Annotated in this window: 22 protein-coding genes and 1 rRNA gene; 6 read left to right on the top strand and 17 right to left on the bottom strand. The window is 41.8% G+C overall.

What is annotated here, in order from left to right; all coding sequences use genetic code 11:
- The first annotated feature begins 350 nt into the window (after positions 1-350).
- Positions 351-2,201: a cation:proton antiporter gene (locus NQT65_RS13195; protein ID WP_024031470.1), complete on the top strand. Its 1,851-nt coding sequence runs from the start codon at positions 351-353 to the stop codon at positions 2,199-2,201.
- 81 nt (positions 2,202-2,282) lie between these two features.
- On the opposite strand, the gene NQT65_RS13190 is transcribed toward NQT65_RS13195, so the two are convergent.
- The 15 genes from NQT65_RS13190 to cutA all read right to left on the bottom strand — a co-directional run bounded on the left by NQT65_RS13190 (position 2,283) and on the right by cutA (position 17,983).
- Positions 2,283-2,921, bottom strand: a complete 639-nt coding sequence (locus NQT65_RS13190; RefSeq protein ID WP_256851354.1) for a tetratricopeptide repeat protein — start codon at positions 2,919-2,921, stop codon at positions 2,283-2,285.
- A gap of 112 nt (positions 2,922-3,033) precedes the next feature.
- A complete protein-coding gene (locus tag NQT65_RS13185) occupies positions 3,034-4,347 on the bottom strand; it encodes an adenylosuccinate synthase (protein WP_004587661.1) in 1,314 nt (437 codons plus the stop codon).
- 216 nt (positions 4,348-4,563) lie between these two features.
- A complete protein-coding gene (hflC, locus tag NQT65_RS13180; protein ID WP_004587662.1) occupies positions 4,564-5,442 on the bottom strand; it encodes a protease modulator HflC in 879 nt (292 codons plus the stop codon).
- 5 nt (positions 5,443-5,447) lie between these two features.
- Positions 5,448-6,620, bottom strand: a complete 1,173-nt coding sequence (gene hflK, locus NQT65_RS13175) for an FtsH protease activity modulator HflK (RefSeq protein WP_004587663.1) — start codon at positions 6,618-6,620, stop codon at positions 5,448-5,450.
- 100 nt (positions 6,621-6,720) lie between these two features.
- Positions 6,721-8,010 (bottom strand): ribosome rescue GTPase HflX, encoded by a 1,290-nt coding sequence (gene hflX / locus NQT65_RS13170; protein WP_256851353.1) that lies wholly within the window; start codon positions 8,008-8,010, stop codon positions 6,721-6,723.
- Positions 8,011-8,025: 15 nt separating this feature from the next.
- On the bottom strand, positions 8,026-8,289 hold the full coding sequence (gene hfq / locus NQT65_RS13165) for an RNA chaperone Hfq (protein WP_004587665.1): 264 nt from the start codon (positions 8,287-8,289) through the stop codon (positions 8,026-8,028).
- Positions 8,290-8,366: 77 nt separating this feature from the next.
- Positions 8,367-9,284: a tRNA (adenosine(37)-N6)-dimethylallyltransferase MiaA gene (miaA, locus tag NQT65_RS13160; protein ID WP_096740243.1), complete on the bottom strand. Its 918-nt coding sequence runs from the start codon at positions 9,282-9,284 to the stop codon at positions 8,367-8,369.
- Positions 9,285-9,294: 10 nt separating this feature from the next.
- Positions 9,295-11,157 (bottom strand): DNA mismatch repair endonuclease MutL, encoded by a 1,863-nt coding sequence (mutL, locus tag NQT65_RS13155; protein WP_256851352.1) that lies wholly within the window; start codon positions 11,155-11,157, stop codon positions 9,295-9,297.
- A gap of 34 nt (positions 11,158-11,191) precedes the next feature.
- Positions 11,192-12,535 (bottom strand): N-acetylmuramoyl-L-alanine amidase, encoded by a 1,344-nt coding sequence (locus NQT65_RS13150; protein WP_256851351.1) that lies wholly within the window; start codon positions 12,533-12,535, stop codon positions 11,192-11,194.
- A 170-nt stretch (positions 12,536-12,705) separates the two neighbouring features.
- Complete coding sequence (tsaE, locus tag NQT65_RS13145) at positions 12,706-13,182, bottom strand: tRNA (adenosine(37)-N6)-threonylcarbamoyltransferase complex ATPase subunit type 1 TsaE (protein WP_256851350.1); 477 nt, start codon at positions 13,180-13,182, stop codon at positions 12,706-12,708.
- A 125-nt stretch (positions 13,183-13,307) separates the two neighbouring features.
- Positions 13,308-14,648 (bottom strand): acetyl-CoA carboxylase biotin carboxylase subunit, encoded by a 1,341-nt coding sequence (accC, locus tag NQT65_RS13140; protein WP_024031477.1) that lies wholly within the window; start codon positions 14,646-14,648, stop codon positions 13,308-13,310.
- 25 nt (positions 14,649-14,673) lie between these two features.
- On the bottom strand, positions 14,674-15,135 hold the full coding sequence (gene accB / locus NQT65_RS13135; protein ID WP_004587671.1) for an acetyl-CoA carboxylase biotin carboxyl carrier protein: 462 nt from the start codon (positions 15,133-15,135) through the stop codon (positions 14,674-14,676).
- A gap of 32 nt (positions 15,136-15,167) precedes the next feature.
- Positions 15,168-15,620 (bottom strand): type II 3-dehydroquinate dehydratase, encoded by a 453-nt coding sequence (aroQ, locus tag NQT65_RS13130; protein WP_024031479.1) that lies wholly within the window; start codon positions 15,618-15,620, stop codon positions 15,168-15,170.
- Between the two features lie 228 nt (positions 15,621-15,848).
- Complete coding sequence (locus NQT65_RS13125; RefSeq protein WP_256851349.1) at positions 15,849-17,663, bottom strand: protein-disulfide reductase DsbD; 1,815 nt, start codon at positions 17,661-17,663, stop codon at positions 15,849-15,851.
- The gene (cutA, locus tag NQT65_RS13120) at positions 17,663-17,983 is read right to left on the bottom strand and encodes a divalent-cation tolerance protein CutA (RefSeq protein WP_029772613.1); all 321 of its coding nucleotides are present in this window, start codon (positions 17,981-17,983) and stop codon (positions 17,663-17,665) included. Before cutA ends, NQT65_RS13125 begins: the two co-directional genes overlap by 1 nt.
- A 188-nt stretch (positions 17,984-18,171) precedes the next feature.
- Between cutA and NQT65_RS13115 the strand changes: the two genes are divergently transcribed.
- The 5 genes from NQT65_RS13115 to NQT65_RS13095 all read left to right on the top strand — a co-directional run bounded on the left by NQT65_RS13115 (position 18,172) and on the right by NQT65_RS13095 (position 21,763).
- Positions 18,172-18,648, top strand: a complete 477-nt coding sequence (locus NQT65_RS13115; RefSeq protein WP_256851348.1) for an FxsA family protein — start codon at positions 18,172-18,174, stop codon at positions 18,646-18,648.
- Between the two features lie 109 nt (positions 18,649-18,757).
- The gene (locus tag NQT65_RS13110) at positions 18,758-19,045 is read left to right on the top strand and encodes a co-chaperone GroES (RefSeq protein WP_004587676.1); all 288 of its coding nucleotides are present in this window, start codon (positions 18,758-18,760) and stop codon (positions 19,043-19,045) included.
- Positions 19,046-19,093: 48 nt separating this feature from the next.
- The gene (gene groL / locus NQT65_RS13105) at positions 19,094-20,743 is read left to right on the top strand and encodes a chaperonin GroEL (protein ID WP_029772614.1); all 1,650 of its coding nucleotides are present in this window, start codon (positions 19,094-19,096) and stop codon (positions 20,741-20,743) included.
- Between the two features lie 217 nt (positions 20,744-20,960).
- Positions 20,961-21,146 carry a hypothetical protein gene (locus NQT65_RS13100; RefSeq protein ID WP_164521643.1) on the top strand — a complete coding sequence of 62 codons (186 nt, stop codon included), beginning with the start codon at positions 20,961-20,963 and terminating at the stop codon, positions 21,144-21,146.
- Between the two features lie 224 nt (positions 21,147-21,370).
- Positions 21,371-21,763, top strand: coding sequence for a VOC family protein (locus NQT65_RS13095; protein WP_004587679.1), 393 nt, complete (start codon positions 21,371-21,373; stop codon positions 21,761-21,763).
- Between the two features lie 4 nt (positions 21,764-21,767).
- On the opposite strand, the gene NQT65_RS13090 is transcribed toward NQT65_RS13095, so the two are convergent.
- Positions 21,768-23,240 (bottom strand): NAD(P)H-hydrate dehydratase, encoded by a 1,473-nt coding sequence (locus NQT65_RS13090; RefSeq protein ID WP_256851347.1) that lies wholly within the window; start codon positions 23,238-23,240, stop codon positions 21,768-21,770.
- Between the two features lie 540 nt (positions 23,241-23,780).
- Positions 23,781-23,895, bottom strand: a 5S ribosomal RNA gene (gene rrf / locus NQT65_RS13085).
- Between the last annotated feature and the right edge of the window lie 4 nt (positions 23,896-23,899).

Raw genomic sequence — 23,899 nt, 5'->3', positions numbered from 1 at the left:
ACGCTAGTATTAATACTTACCGTTATTTTGCAAAATTATATTTAGATGACTAATTGTTTGAACTCTAAATATAATACGACATTTCAAGGGGTAAGATCAAGGCTAAAAATCACTCTAATGTAGATCTTCGCCTCACCTTCATGCGGTTAATCATTTAAAATCAAAGAGTTATATTTATTTTTGTGTTTTAATTCAATTTTTATAAATAAATCAATAAGTTTAACCTACAATTTTTGTATTAAGCGCTAAAATTTTATTAGCAAATTAAACATTTCACGTGTATACCCCTGTATTAATATTTAACAAAAGTTATACTTTTCACATTGTGATAAATAAGGAATTCTTAATTTATGTCAGCAATTTATATAGCCGGTATCGCACTTTGTTCGGTGCTTGCCCAATGGGTAGCGTGGGCGTTTAAAGTACCCGCTATTTTGTTCTTATTGCTTACCGGTTTATTGCTAGGGCCGTTTAGTGGTGTATTAGACCCTGATGCTTTACTGGGTGATTTATTATTTCCTGTTGTGTCACTGAGCGTGGCTGTCATTTTATTTGAAGGCTCCCTTACTTTGCACTTTAGAGAATTAAAAGGCATAAGTAAGGTCGTACGCAACCTGTGCTCTATCGGCATGATCACCACCTGTGTGGTAATAAGCTTAAGTGCCTATTGGTTACTGGAGCTTAACTGGCGGGTGGCTGCAGTATTAGGCGCTGTGCTAGTAGTAACAGGGCCTACGGTAATCGCCCCTTTACTTAATTCGATGCGCCCAACACAAGATATTGACCGAATATTACGATGGGAAGGCATTGTAATTGACCCAATCGGTGCTCTTTTTGCTGTGCTTGTATTTGAAGCAGTCATGTTGGTAGGCCAAGGAGAAGTGCTTAGCCACACTATTGTTGCACTTGTTAAAACAGTCGGCGTGGGGCTTTCTATCGGTGTTGTTGCGGGCTGGATCACCACACAGCTTATGCGCCGTGAATGGCTACCGTTCGAGTTACATAAATTTGGCATACTTGCCTTGGTGCTTATTAGCTTTTCGGTATCTAATCACTTAAGTCACGAATCGGGATTATTAGCTGTTACCGTATTTGGTATTTGGCTTGCTAACCAAAATGATTTAGAAATCGATTCTGTACTTGAGTTTAAAGAAGACTTATCGATGATTTTAATATCATCACTGTTTATTTTACTTGCTGCACGGCTACAGCTTTCTGACTTGATGATGTTAGACAGCGACGTATTTATATTCCTTGCAGTGGTGTTATTTATAGCGCGTCCATTGTGTATTGCCATATCTACTTTTGGTACTGACTTGCCAATGAAATCGCGCTTGGTGCTATCGTGGATAGCCCCTAGAGGTATTGTTGCAGCTGCTGTTGGCTCGGTATTTGCGCTAAGTATGATGGAAGCTGGCGTAGCTGATGCAGAAAAAATGGTGCCGTTAATATTTACCGTTATTATCATCACTGTGGTATTGCAAAGCTTAACTGCTATTCCTGTTGCTAAGCTATTGGGCGTGCGCCAACCTTCTCCAAATACCATACTGATTATTGGTGCAAACCATGTATCTCGCGCTATAGGTAAAGGCTTACAAGAGCAAAGCATTCCTGTTCATCTCTCAGACCCCGCATGGGAGAACTGTAAAATGGCTCGTATGGACGGCCTTGCCTGTTATTATGGTAACCCACAATCAGAGCATGCTGAGCGTTACTTGCCGCTCACAACAATAAGAACGGTATTAGCACTTTCACCAAACCGCCACCATAATGCGCTTGGTGTACAATATTTTTCTCACTTGTTGAATGAAAAAAATGTATTTTCACTGCGCTCATCTACCTCGCATGCTAAAGCAAACAAAGACAGTGCAACATTCCTATCTAGACAAATTTTGTTTGGTGAAGATGGCTCTTACGCTCGCCTAAGCAGTATTATTGCTAAAGGCGGTAAAGTAAGTGCGACGCGTATTTCAGAAGAATTTGATTGGGAAAAATACCAAGAGATGAACCCTGAAGCGATCCCGTTGTTTATTTTAAAAGGTGATAAAGACAACGACGACGATACGCCAGTTAAGCTTCGCCCATTTACCAGTAATATGGAAAAGCCACCGCAAGAGGGAGAGCGTATATTTGCACTTCAGCCGCCAAAAATGTCGGTGTTAAAAGACCCCGCTAAAACAAAAAATAAAGAAGAGAGCTAACCTCTTTTGGTTATTGCAAAAAAGCCCTAATTAAATATTAGGGCTTTTTTATTTTATATAAATAGCGTGCGTTATCGGCACTTACATGGGCAATCGGGCGCGGGCAACAACGCTGTCGGGCATTTTTTTAGCGAGTAAGCTAAGCGCACGCTCAATTTTTTTATGGGTTGCTTTATCTGCCACCATGGCATTGAATAACCAGCGATACGCATCTTCAAAGTCACGTGGGCTTCCGTAGCCTGCATTAAAAAGCTTAACCAGCCTTAGCTGTGCTTTTAAGTTCCCTTGCGCTGAGGCCTCTCGTAAGTAGGTAATGGCCATAGCTTTATCTTGCTGCACTAAGCGACCCGTGTCGTAATAACGTCCAAGCTGCTCTAATGCAGCCGCTAAGCCTTGTTCAGCCGCTTTACGCATGTAGTACACACCTAATTCCACATTGCGTTCAACACACACGTTATATGCCAGCATATCGCCATATAAAAATTGGTAAGATGGCAGCGCCATTTTATTGGCCCTTGCCTCTATATCTTGTACTAATTGGCAATCGTCTGCCTTTACACGCTGCAAATGTGTATTTTTATTTATTAGTGCAATCAGCTCCGGTTCGGTATAAAGCGGCACCGCAGCAGGCGTTTCTTCAGCTAACACATTGCTACTTATAGATAAAAGTAACAGAGTGAGCAAAGACGCTAGAAAAGTGTTACAGGTAGATAGGCGCATGTTTACCACGTATAAAATAAAACTTATCAAATAATATACAAAGATCGTTCCAAGGTGAATTTTAGGCATAAAAAAAGCTGCAAAAAGCAGCTTTTTTTAAACTAATGGTGATTTAAGCAAACGGGTTGCGAAGTACCATTGTTTCTACACGATCTGGGCCGGTAGAAATAATATCAACAGGTACACCTGTGATTTCTTCGATACGCTTGATGTAGTCAATCGCAGCTTTTGGTAAGCCTTCAAGGCTAGTTACACCAACTGTGTTTTCAGACCAACCTGGCATCTCTTCATATACTGGTGTTACTTTCTCGTAACCCTCAGCAGCTAATGGCGTTACATTAGTCACTGTGCCATCTTCAAGCTGGTAACCAGTACAGATTTTAAGCGTTTCTAAACCATCTAAAACATCTAACTTAGTTAAACAAAAACCAGAGATGCTATTGATTTGAACTGCGCGGCGCATTGCCACAGCATCTAACCAACCAGTACGGCGTAAACGACCTGTTGTCGCGCCAAACTCATGACCTTTATCACCTAAGTGCTTACCCACTGGGTCTTGTTTTTCAAGGCCATCGTAAAGCTCTGTAGGGAAAGGACCAGAACCAACACGTGTAGTGTACGCTTTAATAATACCTAACACGTAGTCAAGGTTTAATGGACCAAAACCAGCACCAGTCGCAACGCCACCAGCAGTGGTGTTTGAAGAGGTTACATAAGGGTAAGTACCGTGATCGATATCAAGTAATGTACCTTGTGCACCTTCAAATAAAATGTGTTCGCCCGCTAAACGTGTTTGATCTAAAAGCTCAGTTACATCAACAACCATTGCTTTTAAGATGTCTGCAACAGCCATTGCATCATCAAACGTTTTTTGGAAATCAACAGCATCTACTTTGTAGTAGTTAACTAAAGTGAAGTTATGGTATTCAAGTACTTCTTTTAGTTTAGCTGCGAATAATTCTGGATTGAATAAGTCACCTACGCGTAAACCGCGACGGGCTACTTTATCTTCGTACGCAGGACCGATACCACGGCCAGTTGTACCAATTGGCTTGTCGCCGCGAGCAGTTTCGCGAGCTACATCTAATGCAACATGGAAAGGCAGAATTAACGGACATGCTTCACTAATTAAAAGACGCTCACGTACAGGTACGCCACGCTCTTCTAACATGCCAATTTCTTTCATTAGCGCTTCTGGTGATAAAACCACACCATTACCAATCACACATTTAACATTGTCACGTAATACACCCGATGGAATAAGGTGTAGAACTGTCTTTTCACCGTCAATAACTAAAGTATGACCCGCATTGTGGCCACCTTGGTATCGAACTACTAAAGATGCTTTGTCTGTAAGGAGATCAACAACCTTACCCTTACCTTCGTCACCCCATTGGGTGCCTAATACAACAACGTTTTTACCCATTGTAAATTCACTTCGAGAAAATTAGGACGAGATTTTACCAGAAAACGGAAGTAAAGATCACCCCTGTTCAGCTTATTTTTTCTGCGCGTATTTTTTAGGCCATCACACTTTTTAAATAACCACATATATAACAGTAATTTAAAGTTTTAAATTATGCTTAACAAAAAGCCCCGCATAGGCGGGGCTTTATAACTTTTTAAATGATTAAGGCATCGCTTATTGCGCTGCAGCGCCTTTCATATATTTAAAGAAGTCACTATCTGGTGAAAGTACCATAACATCTTGTTTATCTTTAAAGGTTTTTTTATACGCCTCTAAAGAACGAACAAAACCAAAGAACTCTGGATCTTTGTTGTATGCTTTAGCATAAATAGCGGCAGCTTCTGCATCACCTTGACCACGTACTGAGCGCGCATTACGCTCTGCATCAGCAAGCATTACCGTTACACGGCGGTCAACATTAGCACGAATAGTTTCTGCTTTTTCTTGACCTTCCGAGCGGTGCTCTTTTGCAACAGCAGTACGCTCAGCGCGCATACGTTGGTAAATAGAGCTACTCACTTCTTGTGGTAAGTTAATTTGCTTAACACGCACGTCAAGTACTTCAATACCTAACTCGCGCGCACTTTCAGAAGCTTGTACTAACGCCTCTTCCATTAGCTCACTACGCTCACCCGATACAATCTCGCGAATAGTACGCGTACCAAAGTTAGTGCGCAGACCATTATTAACTTTTTGCTTTAGTAGTGTTTCAGCGTATTGCTTATCACCACGAGCACGAAGGTAAAATGCGCTAAAGTCGTTTACGCGCCATTTAACAAACGAATCAACAATTAAGTCTTTTTTCTCGCTTGTTACAAAGCGGTCTGGCGTGCCATCTAGCGTTTGAATACGTGCATCAATACGACGTACTTGGCTAAAAAATGGTACTTTTAAGTGAAGGCCTGGGCTGTATACAACGGCTTTGTCTTCACTGTCTTTTTCAACTTTGCTAAATAGCAACACAATCGCTTTTTGCCCTTCAGGTACTACAAATACCGCAGAGAAAGACATAACAATGGCAGCTAATAGTATGACTAAACTAAAGTTTTTCATTACGCTTATCTCCCGTTATTGTTAAAGCGATCACTGTTAAAACGGTCATTACCGCTATTCACAGTGCTATTTCGTGATGTATTTACTTTATTGCGTAAATCTTGAATATCACTTGAGCTTGGTAAAGCTACACGTGTTGCAGTGCCTTGCTTTTCCATAATTTTATCAAGTGGTAAGTACATCATGTTGTTACCGCCTTTAACATCAACAATGACTTTAGAACTGCTGCTAAGCACCTCTTCCATAGCATCAATGTATAAACGTTCGCGCGTTACTTCTTTAGCTGCTTGATACTCAGGTAATAGCTTTTCAAAACGAGCCACTTCACCTTGTGCTTCAAGTGTAATGCGTTCTTGATAACCTTCTGCTTCTTGCGTCATACGTGTTACTTGACCACGCGCGCGCGGTTCAATTTCACGTGCATACGCTTCTGCTTCACGGATGAAACGCTCTTCATCTTCTTGTGCGGCAATAGCGTCATCAAATGCATCTTTTACTTCAGTTGGTGGACGTGAATCTTTAAAGTTCACATCGGTCACAATTAAACCTAAGTTATACGGTTCGATGATTTTATTAAGCTCATCCCACGTATTTTGACGAACAACCTCACGGCCATTAGTCAGTACTTGGTCCATTTTTGCATGGCCAACAACGTAACGTAACGCGCTATCAAGCGCTTCTTCTAAGCTGTTATCAGCATTAGTTACGCTAAACTTGTAAAGGTACGGGTCAATAACACGGTATTGCACTTCAAACTCAACGCTTACCACGTTTTCATCTTCCGTTAGCATAAACCCAGATGCAGATAATGAACGTACAGCTTCAATATCTACTGGAATAACCGTTTCAATAAAGGTCATTTTCCAGCGTAAGCCTGGCTCTGCAATACGGTCATACTTACCAAATTGCAGTACCACACCACGTTCGGCTTCTTTAACCGTATAAATACCACTTAACGCCCACACAATTGCGGCGATAATGAGGATAAATGAAATACCGGCTCCGCCAAGTCCACCGCCACTATTATTGCCGGATTTTTTACCGCCAAATATGCCGCCTAACTTGTTGCTAAACTTACGGAACACCTCGTCTAAATCAGGTGGGCCTTGATCACGTCCGCCTTTATTGTTCCACGGATCTTTGTCATTGCCATTATTACCCGGTTCATTCCAGGCCATAGCTATACTCCATTGTTATCTAAATAAATTAGGAAATTGTGTTAAATCTATCAAATCTACCGCGTTTCTCATACAAAAACCGACATTTATATGCCAATTTTTAATCGCGATTGATAAAACCCTCAATTTCAGGACCAAACTCTTTAATTAATCGGTTCCATTCAACCATAGGTATACGTACATCCAACAACCAGTTACCATGTTCATCAAAGCGCTCTTCATGGACTGCACTTAAGCTAAATAAAGACGCTCTTAAGCGGCCATATTGAGGGGCAAGTAATAACGTACCACTAAGCATTTTCTTAGCAAGCAGGTCACTTATTGCTTCGCTAAGTAGCTCACACCCTTCGCCGGTTTGTGCAGATAACCATACTCTTATAGGCTGCCCTTGGTCATCCCGATCAATTCGTGGGCTTACATCATCAAGCGCATCAATTTTGTTATAAACTAATAATTGCGGTACTTCATCAGCTTCAATCTCTTTTAAAACCGACTGTACTTCCTCTATGTTTTCGCGTCTGCGTGGGTCTGCCACATCAATTACATGTAACTGTAGGTCGGCTTCACGCGTTTCTGTTAGTGTTGCTTTAAAGGCTGCCACTAAGTCATGCGGTAAGTGGCGAATAAATCCCACTGTATCGGCCAAAATAACCGAACCAACATCACCTATATCAAGTTTACGTAGTGTTGGGTCAAGCGTGGCAAAAAGCTGATCCGCTGCGTATACATCTGAGTCTGTTATACGGTTAAACAGGGTTGATTTACCTGCATTGGTATACCCTACAAGCGACACGGTAGGAATTTCGTTACGCGTACGCGCACGTCTACCCTGCTCGCGTTGTACAGCCACTTTGGCTAATCGGGCACGAATATTTTTAATGCGCGCGCGCAATAAACGTCTATCGGTTTCAAGCTGTGTTTCGCCTGGGCCTCGTAAACCTATTCCCCCTTTTTGGCGTTCAAGGTGAGTCCACCCTCGGATTAACCGAGTAGACATATGCCTAAGCTGAGCAAGCTCTACTTGTAGCTTACCTTCGTGGGTACGGGCTCTTTGGGCAAAAATATCAAGAATAAGTGTTGTTCTATCAAGTACACGACATTGGCAAACGCGCTCTAAATTACGTTCTTGAGACGGACTTAATTGATGATTAAAGATGACAACATCTGCATTGTGGATTTTGACAATCTCAGCTATTTCTTCTGCTTTACCGGTACCGACGAATAGTTTCGGATGTGGTGCTTGGCGGCTGCCTTGCACAACCGCCAAACTACTAACACCAGCAGAAGATACCAACAACTCTAATTCATGAAGATCTTCACGATCGCCATCTTTAGGTAAGTCGATATGAACTAAGACTGCCTGTTCGCCGGATTCATAGCGGTCAAACAAGCATTACGCTCCTAATTAAATATTTCCTGGTTCTTGCTCTTCAGTGTCATCGCTCCCTTGAACACCTTGGAAGTTGACTGCACGAGCAGGTACAACTGTTGAAATTGCGTGTTTATACACCATTTGGTTTACAGTGTTTTCAAGTAAAATAACAAATTGGTCAAATGACTGAATTTTACCTTGTAATTTTATGCCATTTACCAAAAAGATTGATACTGGAATGCGCTCACGACGTAGTGCATTCAAAAATGGGTCTTGTAACGATTGGCCTTTTGCCATGTTATTGTTCCTTCGTTCTAGGTGTTATTATAATTTAAGTAGCTGAACTTATTTAATTAAATAATTCGCAACTACTACTAGCTTAGCGAACTTACTACGCGATGCAAGTTTTCTTCATCGTCTGTTGTTAACCAAGTAACATCAGGCCAACTCCGTAACCACGTTAGCTGACGTTTTGCCAGTTGACGCGTTGCAGCAATGCCGCGAAAAACCATCTCATCATGGTCTACTTCACCCGCAAGATAATCCCACATTTGTCTATAACCTACACAACGAATAGAAGGCATATTGGGGTGTAAATCCTTACGTAGATATAGGGTCGAAACTTCTTTTTCAAACCCCTGTTCTATCATTATTTTAAACCTTTTTTCAATTCGCTGATGTAATTCACTGCGATCATCAGGCGCAATCGCAAATTGATGAAAAGTATAAGGTAACGTTGGCTGCTTTTGCTTTTGCAATTCAGTCATTGTTTTACCACTAATACGGTAAACTTCCAAAGCTCGATTTATTCTTTGTGAATCATTTTCACTTATTTTGTCGGCCGCTTGCGGATCTACTTTAGCCAGCTCTTGATGTAAATGTGGCCAGCCAAATTGTTTTGCTTGCGATTCAAGCTCTGCTCTAACGACTGGGCAGGCTTCTGGCAGTGGCGATAATCCATCAATTAAAGATTTAAAGTACATCATGGTGCCACCCACTAATATTGGTACTTTACCTTGTTGATGGAATTCATCAATTTTTTTTATCGCATCACGTCTAAAATCGGCGACCGAATAGGTTTCGCTCGGATCGAGTAAATCAATTAAATGATGCGGAGCACGAGCAAGCTCTTCTGCATCGGGCTTTGCCGTACCTATGTCCATACCTTTATACACTAACGCTGAATCAACGCTGATTATTTCTGTATTTAAGTGCTCACACAGTGAAATTGCCAACGCCGTTTTACCAGCTGCGGTTGGGCCCATTAAAAATATGACCGGTAAATTGCTCAACACGGGTACCTTAATTTAATTGCGTTAAATAGTGTTCTAGGTCTATTTTAACTGCTTTTTCTTTTAAACGTTCAATTGTTTGCGGATTATTTTGTAAGCTAATTTGTAATTCAATAAATGCATTACTCTCATAAAAGCGCTCTGGTACACAACTAAGCTGCCATGTAAGCCACGCTTGTAACTCGTTGAGCTGTGTTTTACATGCGCCAAGCAAGCTTTCAACCGCAGCTGATACTTCAAGTAAATATAAACACGTGGGTAGCTTTTTAACCATCACAAACTGTTTTTCAATAACTAGCTCAAAACCTAATAAAGTAAACCACGATTGCTGCTGAGCTATTAGTTCGCAGTCAGCTTTTTCAAGGCTAACTCTCACTGGTAGTAACAAGGCTTTACCCTCTAAATTACCCAACTCTTTTATTTGTGCATGCCAGTAATCAACAAGTGCATGCTTATAGTGTGAACAAAATAACTGCTGCTGCTGAGTAAATACACACACGCCTTTATTTACATTTAATACCTGCACACTTTTTAATGCGTGTGCAGCGCTTTCATCAGTAACGGGCTGCGTTGATACACTATGCTCAAAATGAGCGGCTTGTTGCTCACTCACCCCTTGATAAAATGCATTTACATCGTGATGATTTGCACCATGTTTTTGAGACGGTGAAGCATACCCCGTAGCGCCACCCCCTGACCCTGCGCGATTAGAGGAGGCACGACTAGTAAAACCACCGTTTTGTGAATCTATTGGCTGCAACTGTGACTTTGGGTAATCATACCCCTGCTGAACTGGCTGGTTATTAGCCGCATGACTTGGCTGCTCAATAAACGCCGAGGATTGGTAATTGTCTGTGGGCGCTTGATTAGTTGCAAATTCGCCTTGTAGAGGCACAACTACTTGCTTAATTGCCTGTAATATAAAGTCGTGCACTAACCGGCCTTGATGAAAACGCACCTCGTGCTTTGCAGGATGAACATTTACATCCACTTGCCTTGGGTCAATATCAATATAAATAACAAAACCTGGGAGTTCTTGCGCTCCACTTACCTCTTCAAACGCCTGACGAATAGCATGTAAAATTAGTTTATCGCGCATCATGCGATTATTTACATATGTATATTGCGTGGTATTAGCTGATCCCACTGGCAATACCCAACCATGTAGCTGTAAACCACTTTCACCAGATTGAATATGCAATCCTTGCTCAGCAAAGGCTTTACCTGCAACTTGCGCCACCCGAGTAATCGCTTGATTTGGATCGGTTTTAGCACGGTACTGCCTAACCACCTTTTGGTTATGCGTCAGTGTAATCGACACATCAAAACGACTCAGTGCAATACGCTTTATAAGCTCATCAATGTGGCTAAATTCGGTTTTTTCGGTGCGTAAAAACTTGCGCCTTGCTGGGGTGTTAAAAAATAAATCTTTAACTTCTATCGTTGTGCCATCTGGGTGGGCTACCGGCTTTACTTGCACGTCCATATCGCGGCCCTGTGCAAACGCTTGCCACGCGGCATCTTGTGCTTTGGGCTTTGAGCTAAGCGTTAAACGCGATACCGAACTAATAGATGCAAGCGCTTCCCCTCTAAAGCCTAAAGAACAAATGTTTTCTAAATCATCGAGTGATTTAAGTTTACTTGTTGCATGGCGCGAAAGCGCTAAAGTGAGCTCATTTTTGCCAATACCTGAGCCATTATCACGAATACGAATAAGCTTGTGACCGCCCCGCTCTATGTCTATTTGCACACGCGTTGCGCCCGCATCTAAGCTGTTTTCTACTAATTCTTTAACCACTGAAGCCGGGCGTTCAACCACTTCACCTGCCGCTATTTGGTTAGCTAATCGTGCAGGTAATATTTCAATACTCATGAGGCCCCTAATACGTGTACAGGTTTAATAAACATCAACTCTGCGGTATGTCCAGCTCTTGACCTATAAACAAGGTGTTTGAGCGTAGTTGATTAACTTGCTTTAATTTGGCTACCGATACGCCATAACGACTCGCTAATAGGCTTAGCGATTCACCCGGGCGAACTTTATGCTTAGTTGGGTACTGCGATTTAAGCTTTGCAAATAACGAATCATCTGGTGGGTTTTTTAAGTAATAATTTTTTATAGACGTAAACATCGCTTTAGCTAAGCGTTCCTGATGATTAGCGCTTTTTAACATACGCTCTTCACGGGGGTTTGAAATAAAGCCTGTCTCAACCAAAATGGAAGGAATATCTGGCGACTTTAATACAGCAAGACTTGCATGCTGTGGATCTTTTTTATGTAATTTAGCGACCTTTTTTAGCTCTTTTACTACTTCTTCGGCCACACTAAGCCCTGTTTTCATTGAGTGGTCCATCGACATATCGAGTAGCGCTTGCGCGAGGTATTTTTCGTTAGCAGCATCTTTAATTACATCGGCTGCACCACCTAAAAGCTCTGAGTGTTTTTCTTTATCTTCTATCCATTTACCAATCTCAGAATTAGCGCGACCAAGCGATAACACCCACACCGAAGCACCATTTGGCCCAGGGCTGGTAAATGCATCAGCATGAATTGACACTAAAAAGTCGGCTTTTTTCTGGCGTGCTCGGTTGGTACGGGTATTAAGCTTAACAAAGTAGTCGCCACTTCTTACCATGCGCGAAATCATGCCACGTTCGCCGTCAATCATACGCTCTAAACGTTTAGCTATTTGCAGGGTAATGGTTTTTTCATACGTACCGGAGGGGCCAATAGAACCTGGGTCTTCTCCGCCATGGCCCGCATCAATTGCAATAACAATGTCTCGCTCTTGGCTTAACTGGCGCTTTTTAGCTGCTTTTTGGGCAGGTGTAGTGCTTATTGCAGGTTCACTTTTATTATATAAATCAACAACTAACCTATTTTTGTACGGACCAGTAGGTGCCAGCGCAAAAATAACCGGCTTAATAGGCGCGGTTAGCTCAAATACAAAACGTACACTTTGTTTATTTTTAGGCTTTGAATAGCGCAGCTTGCTAACAATTTTGTGTTTAGAAGGAATACTCGGTAATACTTTTAACCCTTTGGTGTTTTCAAGGTCGACCACTAAGCGACTCGGGTTTTTAAGCATAAAATAGCTGAAATCGGGCTTATCATCTAAATCAAATACCACCCGCGTGCTATCTGGCGAGGGCCATACGCGTACACTATTTATGGTATTTTTTGCCCACAACGGTAAGCTCACAGCGAAAACTATGAAACAAATAAAAAGTTTAACTACACCTCGATTCATTATAACTACCATTGCCTTAACTATTTATTATTATGAGAGCGGGCGCCTTGACCCGCTATTAGCTTATTAACCTAAACGTTGGATAGTAAATCTACCTTAAGCTGCTATTTTGTACGCCAACTAAAAAGGTAACTTTGATGCTTTTATATTTCAATGTGTTAGTAAGTATATTAACTCGGGTTTAGGTTAGTTAGCTTTTCGACAATTGCTATTCCGCGCTCGCTGGCACTATTAAGAACAATTTTGCGCTCATCCCCAACGTAACTTAAGGTAATGTCTAAATCGGGAACTGGTATAAATTCTCCCCCCTTTTCTGGCCACTCAACAATACAAATAGCCTGCTCAGAAAAGTAATCTCTTATACCCATGTACTCAAGCTCTTCAGGATCGCCTAACCGGTATAGGTCAAAATGATATACATTAGCACGTGTCAGTTCGTATGGCTCTACCAACGTATAGGTTGGGCTTTTTACCTTACCAGTGTGGCCAAAGCCTTGCACTACACCACGCGTAAATGTTGTTTTACCTGCACCTAAATCGCCGTGTAAATAAATTACTGCACCTTGCTCTATAATAGCAGCCACTTTGTTACCCATTGCTACTGTGGCTATTTCATCATTTAGGTGAGCTTCAAAACTACGCGTCATTGTTACCTCAAAAATTTACTAAAAGCGCATCTTTGCTAATCATACCAGAATATTTCTTGAAGGCGATAAATTGGCGTTTTAGGCATAAAAAAACCGGCCTAAGCCGGTTTTAATTAACTGGGGCTTTATAGCCCTAGTTTTTTCTCAAGGTAGTGGATATTTGTACCACCACTTTGGAAGTTTTCGTCTGCAAGAATTTTCTTATGTAATGGCGTGTTTGTTTTGATGCCATCAATAACTAATTCGTTCAACGCATTACGAGCACGGGCAATAGCCACATCACGGTTTTCACCGTAAGTAATAAGCTTACCAATCATCGAATCGTAATGTGGGGGTACTGTATAGTCAGCATAAATATGGCTATCCCAACGAATACCTAAACCACCTGCAGGGTGGAAACGTGTAATTTTACCCGGCGACGGGATAAACGTTTCTGGGTCTTCTGCGTTAATACGACATTCAATTGCATGGCCGCGGATAACCACGTCATCTTGCGTGAAAGATAGCGGTTGCCCAGCAGCAATTTTTAGCTGCTCTTTAATTAAATCAACACCGCTTACCATTTCAGTCACTGGGTGCTCAACTTGAATACGGGTGTTCATTTCGATGAAGTAAAATTCGCCGTTTTCGTATAAGAACTCAAACGTACCCGCACCACGGTAACCAATTTCGATACATGCACGTGTACAGCGCTCACCAATAAATTTACGCACTTCTGCCGTTATACCTGGAGCAGGCGCTTCTTCAACTACTTTTTGGTGACGACGTTGCATAGAACAGTCACGCTCACCTAAATGAACAGCATTACCTTGTCCATCAGCAAGTACCTGAATTTCAATATGGCGAGGGTTTTCAAGGAATTTTTCCATGTAAACCATGCTATTACCAAAAAACTGTTTCGCTTCTTGTTGAGTAAGTGCGATTGAATCAATTAATTCAGCTTCGCTACGTACTACACGCATACCACGGCCACCACCGCCACCAGCGGCTTTAATAATTACCGGGTAACCAATGCGCTTTGCAATTTGCATGTTGCGTTCTTTGTCATCCGATACCGGACCGTCAGAACCAGGTACACATGGTACACCAGCTTTGCGCATTGCATTGATTGCCGATACTTTATCGCCCATAAGACGAATAGTGTCGCCTTTTGGACCAATAAATACAAAGCCGCTTTGCTCAACTTGGTCAGCAAAATCTGCATTTTCTGAAAGAAAACCATATCCTGGGTGAATCGCTACAGCGTCTGTTACTTCAGCAGCCGCAATAATGCGCGGAATATCTAAGTAACTTTCAGTGGCTGGAGGTCTACCGATACAAATGGTTTCATCTGCAAGTAATACGTGCTTAAGATCGCGATCCGCCGTTGAATGCACAGCAACCGTTTTGATCCCAAGCTCTTTGCAGGCGCGCAATACGCGAAGTGCTATTTCACCTCGGTTTGCAATGACTACTTTATCTAACATAAGAGTTGGCCTTTAGGTTACTAAATTATTCAATGATGAATAGAGGTTGATCAAATTCTACTGGTTCGCCATTTTCAACTAAAATAGCTGTAACTGTACCCGCTTTATCTGACTCAATTTGGTTCATCATTTTCATTGCTTCAACGATACATAATGTATCACCTACTTTAACTTGAGAACCAACTTCTACGTATGCTGGCGCTTCTGGAGAAGCTGCTGAGTAAAATGAACCAACCATAGGTGATTTAACTTGATGGCCTGCAGGCGCTGCTGGTGTAGCATCGGCTTCAACGGCTGGCGCAGCTTGTGCTGGTGCCGCAGGTGCTGGAGCAGCAAATTGCTGTGGTGCGTACTGAGCGTAAGCAGGACCTGCGCTCATGTTGTTACGGTTAATACGTACTGATTCTTCACCTTCAGTGATTTCTAGCTCAGCAATACCTGATTCTTCTACTAATTCGATTAGCTTTTTGATCTTGCGAATATCCATGAACGACCCGCCTATAAGTTTGTTAGTTTAAATTAATTCGAGTTTTGCAACCGGCTCACGGCAGCGTTCAATGCTGCGTGGTAACCCATTGCACCTAATCCACATACCACACCTTGCGCCACATCAGAAAAATACGAATGATGACGAAATGCTTCACGTGCATGCACATTACTTAAGTGCACCTCAAAAAAAGGAATATCAACGCTTAACAATGCATCACGTAAAGCGACGCTAGTATGCGTAAATGCAGCAGGATTAATAATTATGTAATCAACTGCCTGCCAAGCATCGTGTATTCTTTCTATAAGGGCTTGCTCACTATTACTTTGAAAATGCGTAAGCTGAACATCTAGACCCTCTGCGGCAGTCGTTAGTTCGCTCATAATTTCACCAAGAGTGTGCAAACCGTACTTTTCTGGCTCACGCTTTCCTAGCATGTTTAAATTTGGACCATTTATAACTAAAAGTTTAAATTTTGCAGCCATAATACGCGATATATCCTCTAAGTAATGAGTTAAGCCGTTGCGAGCTAATTTTGTACACTAAAGTAAGTATAAAAAACAAAAATTGCAACAAATTCTCACGTTAGCCAACTATTATAGTCAGTTCGATGTAAATAGCAGCAAAATACTGGTCTAATCTCTGGAGGTGTAATAAATATGACGTAATTGAAGGCAAGCCACTTGGTAAGCCCAAGCGGCTAAATTGCACTATTATTGTGCACTGGCGCGCACTGCAGCTAGGTGGGTGGCAAAATCATCGGCGTTTAAAAATCCTGTAACGCGCTCTGAACTTAGCTCTTGCCCTTGTGTGTTAAAAAACAAAATACTGGGTAAACCAAACACAGTGAACTCTTCCATTAGCTCAATGGTGGTGTCATCACTTTGCGTTAAATCGATTTGAATTAACTGATAGTGACTAAACTCGCTCTGTACTTTGGCATCTGGAAATGTGTAATGCTCAAACTCTTTACATGCCACACACCAATCGGCGTATAAATCAACCATCACCAGTTTGCCTTGCTGATTAGCTTCAGCAACAGCGTTTTTTAGCTCGGTTAAATTAGCCACTTGTTTAAACTCATTACTTTGCTGACTAACCTGCTCAACCTGTTGCTGCGGCCAAATAACGTTTTTAGCTAATGTAAAACCAGTAAGTACTAAAAATGTAGCACTAAACCAAAGCGCTGTTTTAAGCTTGCTTTGTGGCTGAGCACTCTGCCAATAGTGTAAATAAACAGCCGTTGCCAGTGCTAAAATACCCGCCATAAGTAAAATAATGTCGGCGCTAATTATGCGCTCCAATAAAATAAGTGGCACAACAAGCATAATAAAACCAAATAACGTTTTAACTTGCTCCATCCAACCGCCAGCTTTAGGAAGCAATTTGCCACCAGACGTACCGAGTAATAAAAGCGGTAGGCCCATTCCTAAACTTAATACATACAGGGTTAAACCACCGACAAGGTAGTCACCACTTTGCGCTACAAATAATAGCGCAGCAGATAACGGAGCTGTGGTACAAGGTGATGCAATTAACCCTGACAACACCCCCATTAAAAACACACCTAGGTAATTGCCGCCTTTTTGGTTATTACTGACTTGCGTTAGCTTGCTCATCATGGCGCTGGGTAACTTAATTTCGTACCAGCCAAACATCGACATTGCGAGCAATACAAACAGTAAACTAAAACTAATAAGTACATAAGGGTGTTGTAAATACCCCTGCACTTGCCCGCCTAAGGCCGCCACTACTAACCCTAATGCAGCATAAGTAAGCGCCATACCTTGTATATATACAAACGACAACGCAAACGCTTTTTTAGTAGATAGATTTTGCTGCCCTGCAATTAAACTCGATAAAATAGGAAACATAGGGAACACACACGGTGTAAACGCAAGCCCCACCCCAACAGCAAAAAATATAAGTAAATTGGTTACTAAACTTTGACTTGCTAATCGCTCTGTAAAACTTAAATCTTGAGTGGTTGTATTACTTTGGCTACGCATTGAGTCTACAGGAGGAGTTAATGCGTTTAATGTATCAGCGGCATTAGCAGATGAGTTATTACCTTGCGCTTGCTCTGAGGCAATAACACTTAAAGGAATACTAATAACCTCAGGCGGATAACACAGCCCTGCTTTGGCACAGCCCTGATAGCGCACCTTTACAACAGCACCCTCTGTAACATTACTGAGCTTACTTATAACACTCACACTATTGAAAAAAACTTCGGTTTTGCCAAAAAACTCGTCTTCAATTATTTCGCCAGAACCGGCATCGCCTACCTTGATGTTGGCGCCTTTGGCGATAATTTCTATTTTCTTTTTATAAAGGTAATAGTCAGGCGCTATATCCCATCCCACAAATAAAGTGCTACCTTGCTGATCAAAATCAAATACAAACGCTTGGTCTACGGGTAAAAAGGTTTGCTGTGGCGGGGCAAGTAAATCACCTAGCACATTATTGGTGTTTGCCTTTGCCGGAAGCGCCAGCAAGCTAACCAATAATAAAAAGAAAAACCGCATTAATTTAATACCTCATCCATCCAATGAAAATAAGCCAAATTACCAGTGGCCACATCAACCACTTGAATTTCTGGTACTTCGTAACTGTGTAAACTTTTGATGGTTTCAAAAACATCATTCATTTTTTCTGATTTTGTTTTAATCAGTAGCTTTGCTTCTATCTCTTGGGCAACATCGCCTTCCCACATATAAACTGAGGTCATATTTGGTAAAATATTTACACACGCCGCTAATTTTTGCGCTACAAGTGCTTTTGCTAAAGTGCGTGCTTCAGCCTCATCTTTGCACGTGGTAAATATCAATTTAAATTGCGTAGTCATAATTAACCTTTACTAATTTATAGGGAACTAATGCAATAGTATCTGATAGCTAGTGTAATGTGTAGGCGATGAATAATTGTAGATATTAAGCAATTATTAATCACTTTAAGCTCAACCTTGAAAATAGACCCCTTCACCCTCACTTATATTTCATCCACTCTTTTGAGTGCCATTATTTAGAGAGCCCTATGTTTAGATTTTTATTTGTGTTGTTTATTATCATTCCTATCATCGAAATTGCGCTACTAATACAGGTTAGCGATGTAATTGGTGGTTTTGCGACTATAGCCCTAGTGATTGCTACGGCTATTTTGGGCGCCAGAATGGTTAAACAACAAGGTATGGGTGCATTACAAAATGCACAAAGCCAAATGGCCCAAGGACAAATGCCAGCTAAAGAATTATTTACCGGTATTTGCGTGATCATTGCGGGTGTTTTATTGCTAACCCCAGGCATTATGACCGATGTATTCGGCCTACTATTATTAACCCCCTCAATACGTAATAAACTTGCTGCAGGCCTTGCAAGTCAAGCGACGGTACGCATGAGCACAGGTGCACCACAAGGCTCTTCAGCCTTTACACAACATGCACACTCGCAGCAAGAACAACAGCATGTAAATAAACCAACTACCATTGATGGCGAATATGAGAGAAAAGATTAAAAATTTATCGATTTTTCTCTTGGAATTTTACACTCTACCCCCATTAATGAATGCAAATTAGAAAAGCTTTTTTCTGTACTGTTCAGAAACTGTTAGGAGAACTAAAAAAATGAACATTCGTCCTTTACAAGATCGCGTAATCGTTAAGCGTCTAGAAGAAGAAACCAAGTCTGCTGGCGGTATTGTATTAACTGGCTCTGCAGCTGAAAAATCAACTCGCGGAGAAGTTATTGCTGTTGGCAATGGTCGCGTTCTAGATAACGGTGACGTTAGAGCTTTAGAAGTAAAAGCCGGTGACACTGTGTTATTTGGCTCATATGTTGAAAAAACTGAAAAGATCGAAGGTCAAGAGTACCTGATCATGCGTGAAGACAACATTTTAGGCATTGTAGGCTAACCCTACTTTTCGTTTAACAAACATTTAAGAATTTAGAGGAAATTAAAGATGGCAGCAAAAGAAGTACTTTTTGCAGGTGACGCACGCGGTAAAATGCTAACAGGCGTAAATATCCTAGCAAACGCAGTAAAAGTGACCTTAGGTCCTAAAGGCCGTAACGTAGTACTAGATAAATCATTTGGCTCTCCAGTGATCACTAAAGATGGTGTATCTGTAGCAAAAGAAATCGAACTTGAAGACAAGTTTGAAAACATGGGTGCACAAATGGTGAAAGAAGTTGCATCTAAAGCAAATGATGCAGCGGGTGACGGTACTACTACCGCAACTGTACTTGCGCAATCTATTGTTAATGAAGGCCTTAAAGCGGTTGCTGCGGGTATGAACCCAATGGATCTTAAGCGCGGTATTGATAAAGCAATTATCGCTGCAGTAGAAGAGCTTAAAGCGCTATCTGTACCATGTGCTGATACTAAAGCTATTGCACAAGTAGGTACCATTTCAGCTAACTCTGATAAAGAAATTGGCGACATCATTGCACAAGCAATGGAAAAAGTAGGCCGTAACACAGGTGTTATTACTGTAGAAGAAGGTCAATCACTAGAGAACGAACTAGATGTTGTAGAAGGCATGCAGTTTGACCGTGGTTACCTATCTCCGTACTTTATCAATAACGCTGAAAAAGGCGCTGTTGAGCTAGACAACCCGTTCATTCTACTTGTAGATAAAAAAGTATCTAACATTCGTGAGCTACTACCTACATTAGAAGCCGTTGCTAAAGCAAGCAAGCCACTATTAATCATTGCTGAAGACCTAGAAGGCGAAGCACTTGCAACGCTTGTAGTTAACAACATGCGCGGTATTGTTAAAGTATCAGCAGTTAAAGCCCCTGGTTTTGGCGACCGTCGTAAAGCAATGCTACAAGATATCGCGGTACTAACTGGCGGTACTGTTATCTCTGAAGAAATTGGTTTAGAGCTTGAAAAAGCAACTATCGAAGACCTAGGTACTGCTAAGCGTGTAGTAATCACTAAAGATGATACAACTATCATTGATGGTGCGGGTGAAGAAGATGGCATTAACGGCCGTGTTGCTCAAATTAAAGCACAGATTGAAGAAGCAACGTCTGACTACGATAAAGAAAAACTACAAGAGCGTATGGCTAAACTTGCCGGCGGTGTTGCAGTAATTAAAGTAGGCGCAGCGACTGAAATTGAAATGAAAGAGAAAAAAGACCGTGTTGAAGATGCATTACATGCAACTCGTGCAGCGGTTGAAGAAGGCGTGGTACCTGGTGGTGGTGTTGCTCTAGTACGTGCTGCTAGCAAGCTAGTTGAGCTACTTGGCGACAACGAAGACCAAAACCACGGTATTAAAGTTGCACTTCGTGCGATGGAAGCACCACTTCGTCAAATCGTAACAAATGCAGGCGACGAAGCGTCAGTAGTAATAAACGCTGTTAAAGGTGGCGAAGGTAACTACGGTTACAATGCAGCCTCTGGCGAATACAACGACATGCTTGAAATGGGTATCCTAGATCCAACTAAAGTAACGCGCTCTGCACTACAATTTGCAGGTTCGATTGCAGGTCTAATGATCACTACCGAAGCAATGGTTGCTGAAATCCCTAAAGAAGAAGCTGCTGGTGCCCCTGATATGGGTGGCATGGGCGGAATGGGTGGTATGGGCGGCATGATGTGATCATCCTCCTTTAAGCACCTTGCTTATATAAAACCCAGCTTCGGCTGGGTTTTTGCTTTTTAATACAAGCCTATTGTTATTGCTTAATTTATCTCCAAATCTATACCATGAGTTATTGGATTAAAGGTAAAAGGATTTGCTTAATAATAATGAAATAATCATCTTCTTTATTTTGGTATCACTTATAACAGGGTTAGTGGTATTTATTGATTGGATTATGCTTAAGCTCGTTATATGGGGTAAGAGCATGTCTAAAGGAGCGTATTTATTTTTAGCATTTTTTCCACTAATTTCACTTATGCCTATTCCACCCCCTACTTATGAAAATGTTCAAAAGGCCAAGCAAGAGCAGCGTAAACGCAAAGAAGACTCAGGTGACGACCCTACGAATGAAGATGACTAAGCCAGTTTAGCTGCGTAAATTAGAACACTTTTTAAGGACGCTTTAAGCATGCTATAGGGTTTAAAATAGAGTGAATCCTTTTACTGCTAGCGATAGATGCGAAGCCAATGTATAACGTATATCTCCCCTTAAAATAAGCTTTAATAAACATTTACCTATACTATTCAACCCTGTATTGATATGTGAAAATACACAAACATAAAACAACTTTAGGTTTTTAAGTTATGCCAAAGCAGCATATAGGTAGTATTGCTCTTGTTGTAAAAGACTATGACGAAGCAATCGCATTTTATACAAAAAAATTAAGCTTTGAATTAGTGGAAGATACGGATTTAGGTGATGGAAAACGCTGGGTGTTAATAACCCCACCCAACTCAAACGGCACACATATATTACTTGCACAAGCCACAGAGCCAGAGCAGTTTAACGCTGTTGGCAATCAAGCAGGTGGCCGTGTATGGCTATTTTTAAACACTGACAACTTTTGGCGCGACTACGAAAGCATGCTAGAAAATGGCGTAGTATTTCATGAGCAGCCTCGTAATGAGCCTTACGGTACGGTGGCCGTATTTGAAGATCTCTATGGTAACAAATGGGATCTTATTCAACAGAGCTAAATACTTAGTTGATTAACGACCTGACTATTTGAAATAAATCCGAGGGTAGCATGCCGCGCTGCCCTTGCTCTTCAGCCGCAACCTCACCTGCTCGAGCATGAAGAGTTACCCCATATCGCGCTGCTTCATCGATACTAAGCCCTTGAGCAAGCAATGCACCAATAATACCTGTAAGTACGTCGCCACTCCCTCCCACGGCAAGTGCTGCGTTACCATTTTCACACACCCAAGTACTTTTGCCGTTATCAATTAAAGACCCAGCGCCTTTTAATATGCAAGTAGCATTATACCGTTTTGCGCATAGTCGCACGCTTCCAAACCTATTTGACTCTATTTCAGAGGTATTTTTGCTAATGAGCCGAGCCGCCTCACCAGGATGCGGAGTAAGGACACATTGAGCCAACGTATAAGCACTTGCATTTTCAGCTAATAAATTAAGTGCATCAGCATCAAGTACAAGCGGCGTATTGTGCTCTTGGCAATAGTGCATTACAGTGCAAAACGTTTTTTTAGCCCATTCATCCTGCCCAAGTCCAGGGCCAAGTACAACACAACTTGCCCACTCTAAAGCCTGTTCAAGGTTTTCACTCATGACCATTAACTCTGCCCTACCTATGCTTATTGGCATAATAGAACTTTGGTGCGTATAAACCTTTACCATCCCCGCGCCTGCTCTTAGCGCAGCTTCACTACTGAGCCTAATTGCTCCCGCAGTACCTTGGTTGCCCCCTACGCATAATAACTTGCCATGATTGCCCTTATGGCTATTTACAGCCCGAGAGCCCAAGCGTTTAAAGCTGTCTATATTTATCAAGTGAGCACAAGGTGAAGCGAGTTGACTAAAAGTATCTTCAATTGCTAATTCATCGAGAATCAACTCACCGGCATGCTGTTTACCTGTCCCTGTAGAAAGGCCCTGTTTAATCGCAATAAAAGTAAGTGTTTTTGTTGCCTGAATAGCTGCGCCTAATACTTCACCTGTATTTGCATCAATCCCTGAGGGAACATCGATACTTAAAACAGGCTTTTCGCTTTGGTTGATGGCAGTAATAATCTCACAATAATTTTCGTGAACAGGTGAATTAAGCCCAGTACCTAATAACCCATCAATCACACAGTCGCAGCAATCTAAATCACTCTTTGCAAACTCGTTAACTATGCCACCATTATCAAGCCATAATTGCTTCGCTTTAGCAGCGTCACCACTGAGTGTTTTAGCAGGGTCTATAGCGCAAACTTTAACCTCTGCACCAGAGTCCTTAATTAAACGCGCGGCTATGTAAGCATCACCCGCATTATTACCATTACCTGCAATAATTAAAGTAAGCTTAGCGTTAAAAGACTGCCACTGCTTGTATACTGCCTCTCCCGCTCGCTGCATTAAAGTAAATAAATCTATTCCACATTGCTTAGCCGCCTCTCCCTCATAGGAGCGAACCTGATCTTTTGTGTAAATATGCCTTTGTTTATTTAACATAGAAACTCGCCATAAATAAGTGTGTAGATGCTCTATAACTATAGCTTGGGATAAAAGAGCACTTTTCAATAGCGGGTTTAGCATGCTAAACAGCTATTAAAGCTGAAATTGAAGCCTTTAGTACAAAGAGTGTGAGTTCTGTGGTGGGCTCTTTGCGCGGGTTTCGTGATACTCAACCCACGCTACGGTGGTGGTGGAGACTGTGCGAATAATATCTGGAATGTATTTTTCACTTTTCTGCAGACGTAAAAAAGCCCGCCTCTTTCGAGTCGGGCTTTCTTGTATTTGGAGCCTGGCGATGTCGTAGTGCCCACAGCGGTAGAGAGTCACATAGCAAATGAGACACTATCATTGTGTCGGGGCGGCCTTCCGTCGGGCTCGCCTTCGAGCTGTTTCGTTTGATGTATAGGAATACAAATACCGTGGAGCACAGGATGTGCAAGAGCGGCCACTACTGAGTTAGCCATGGTCTGGCTATTTATTAAATCCCAGACAGCAAAAAACCCGTCACATCGCTGTAACGGGTTTCTCTTATTTGGAGCCTGGCAATGTCCTACTTTCACATAGCAAATGCTACACTATCATCGGCGCTGTTTCGTTTCACTACTGAGTTCGGCATGGGGTCAGGTGGGTCCAAAACGCTATGGTTACCAAGCAAA

Source organism: Pseudoalteromonas agarivorans, from assembly GCF_024518735.1.
Lineage (GTDB): Bacteria > Pseudomonadota > Gammaproteobacteria > Enterobacterales > Alteromonadaceae > Pseudoalteromonas > Pseudoalteromonas atlantica.
The sequence above is the reverse complement of the archived record's forward strand: the minus strand, read 5'-3'. Positions and strand labels throughout refer to the sequence as shown.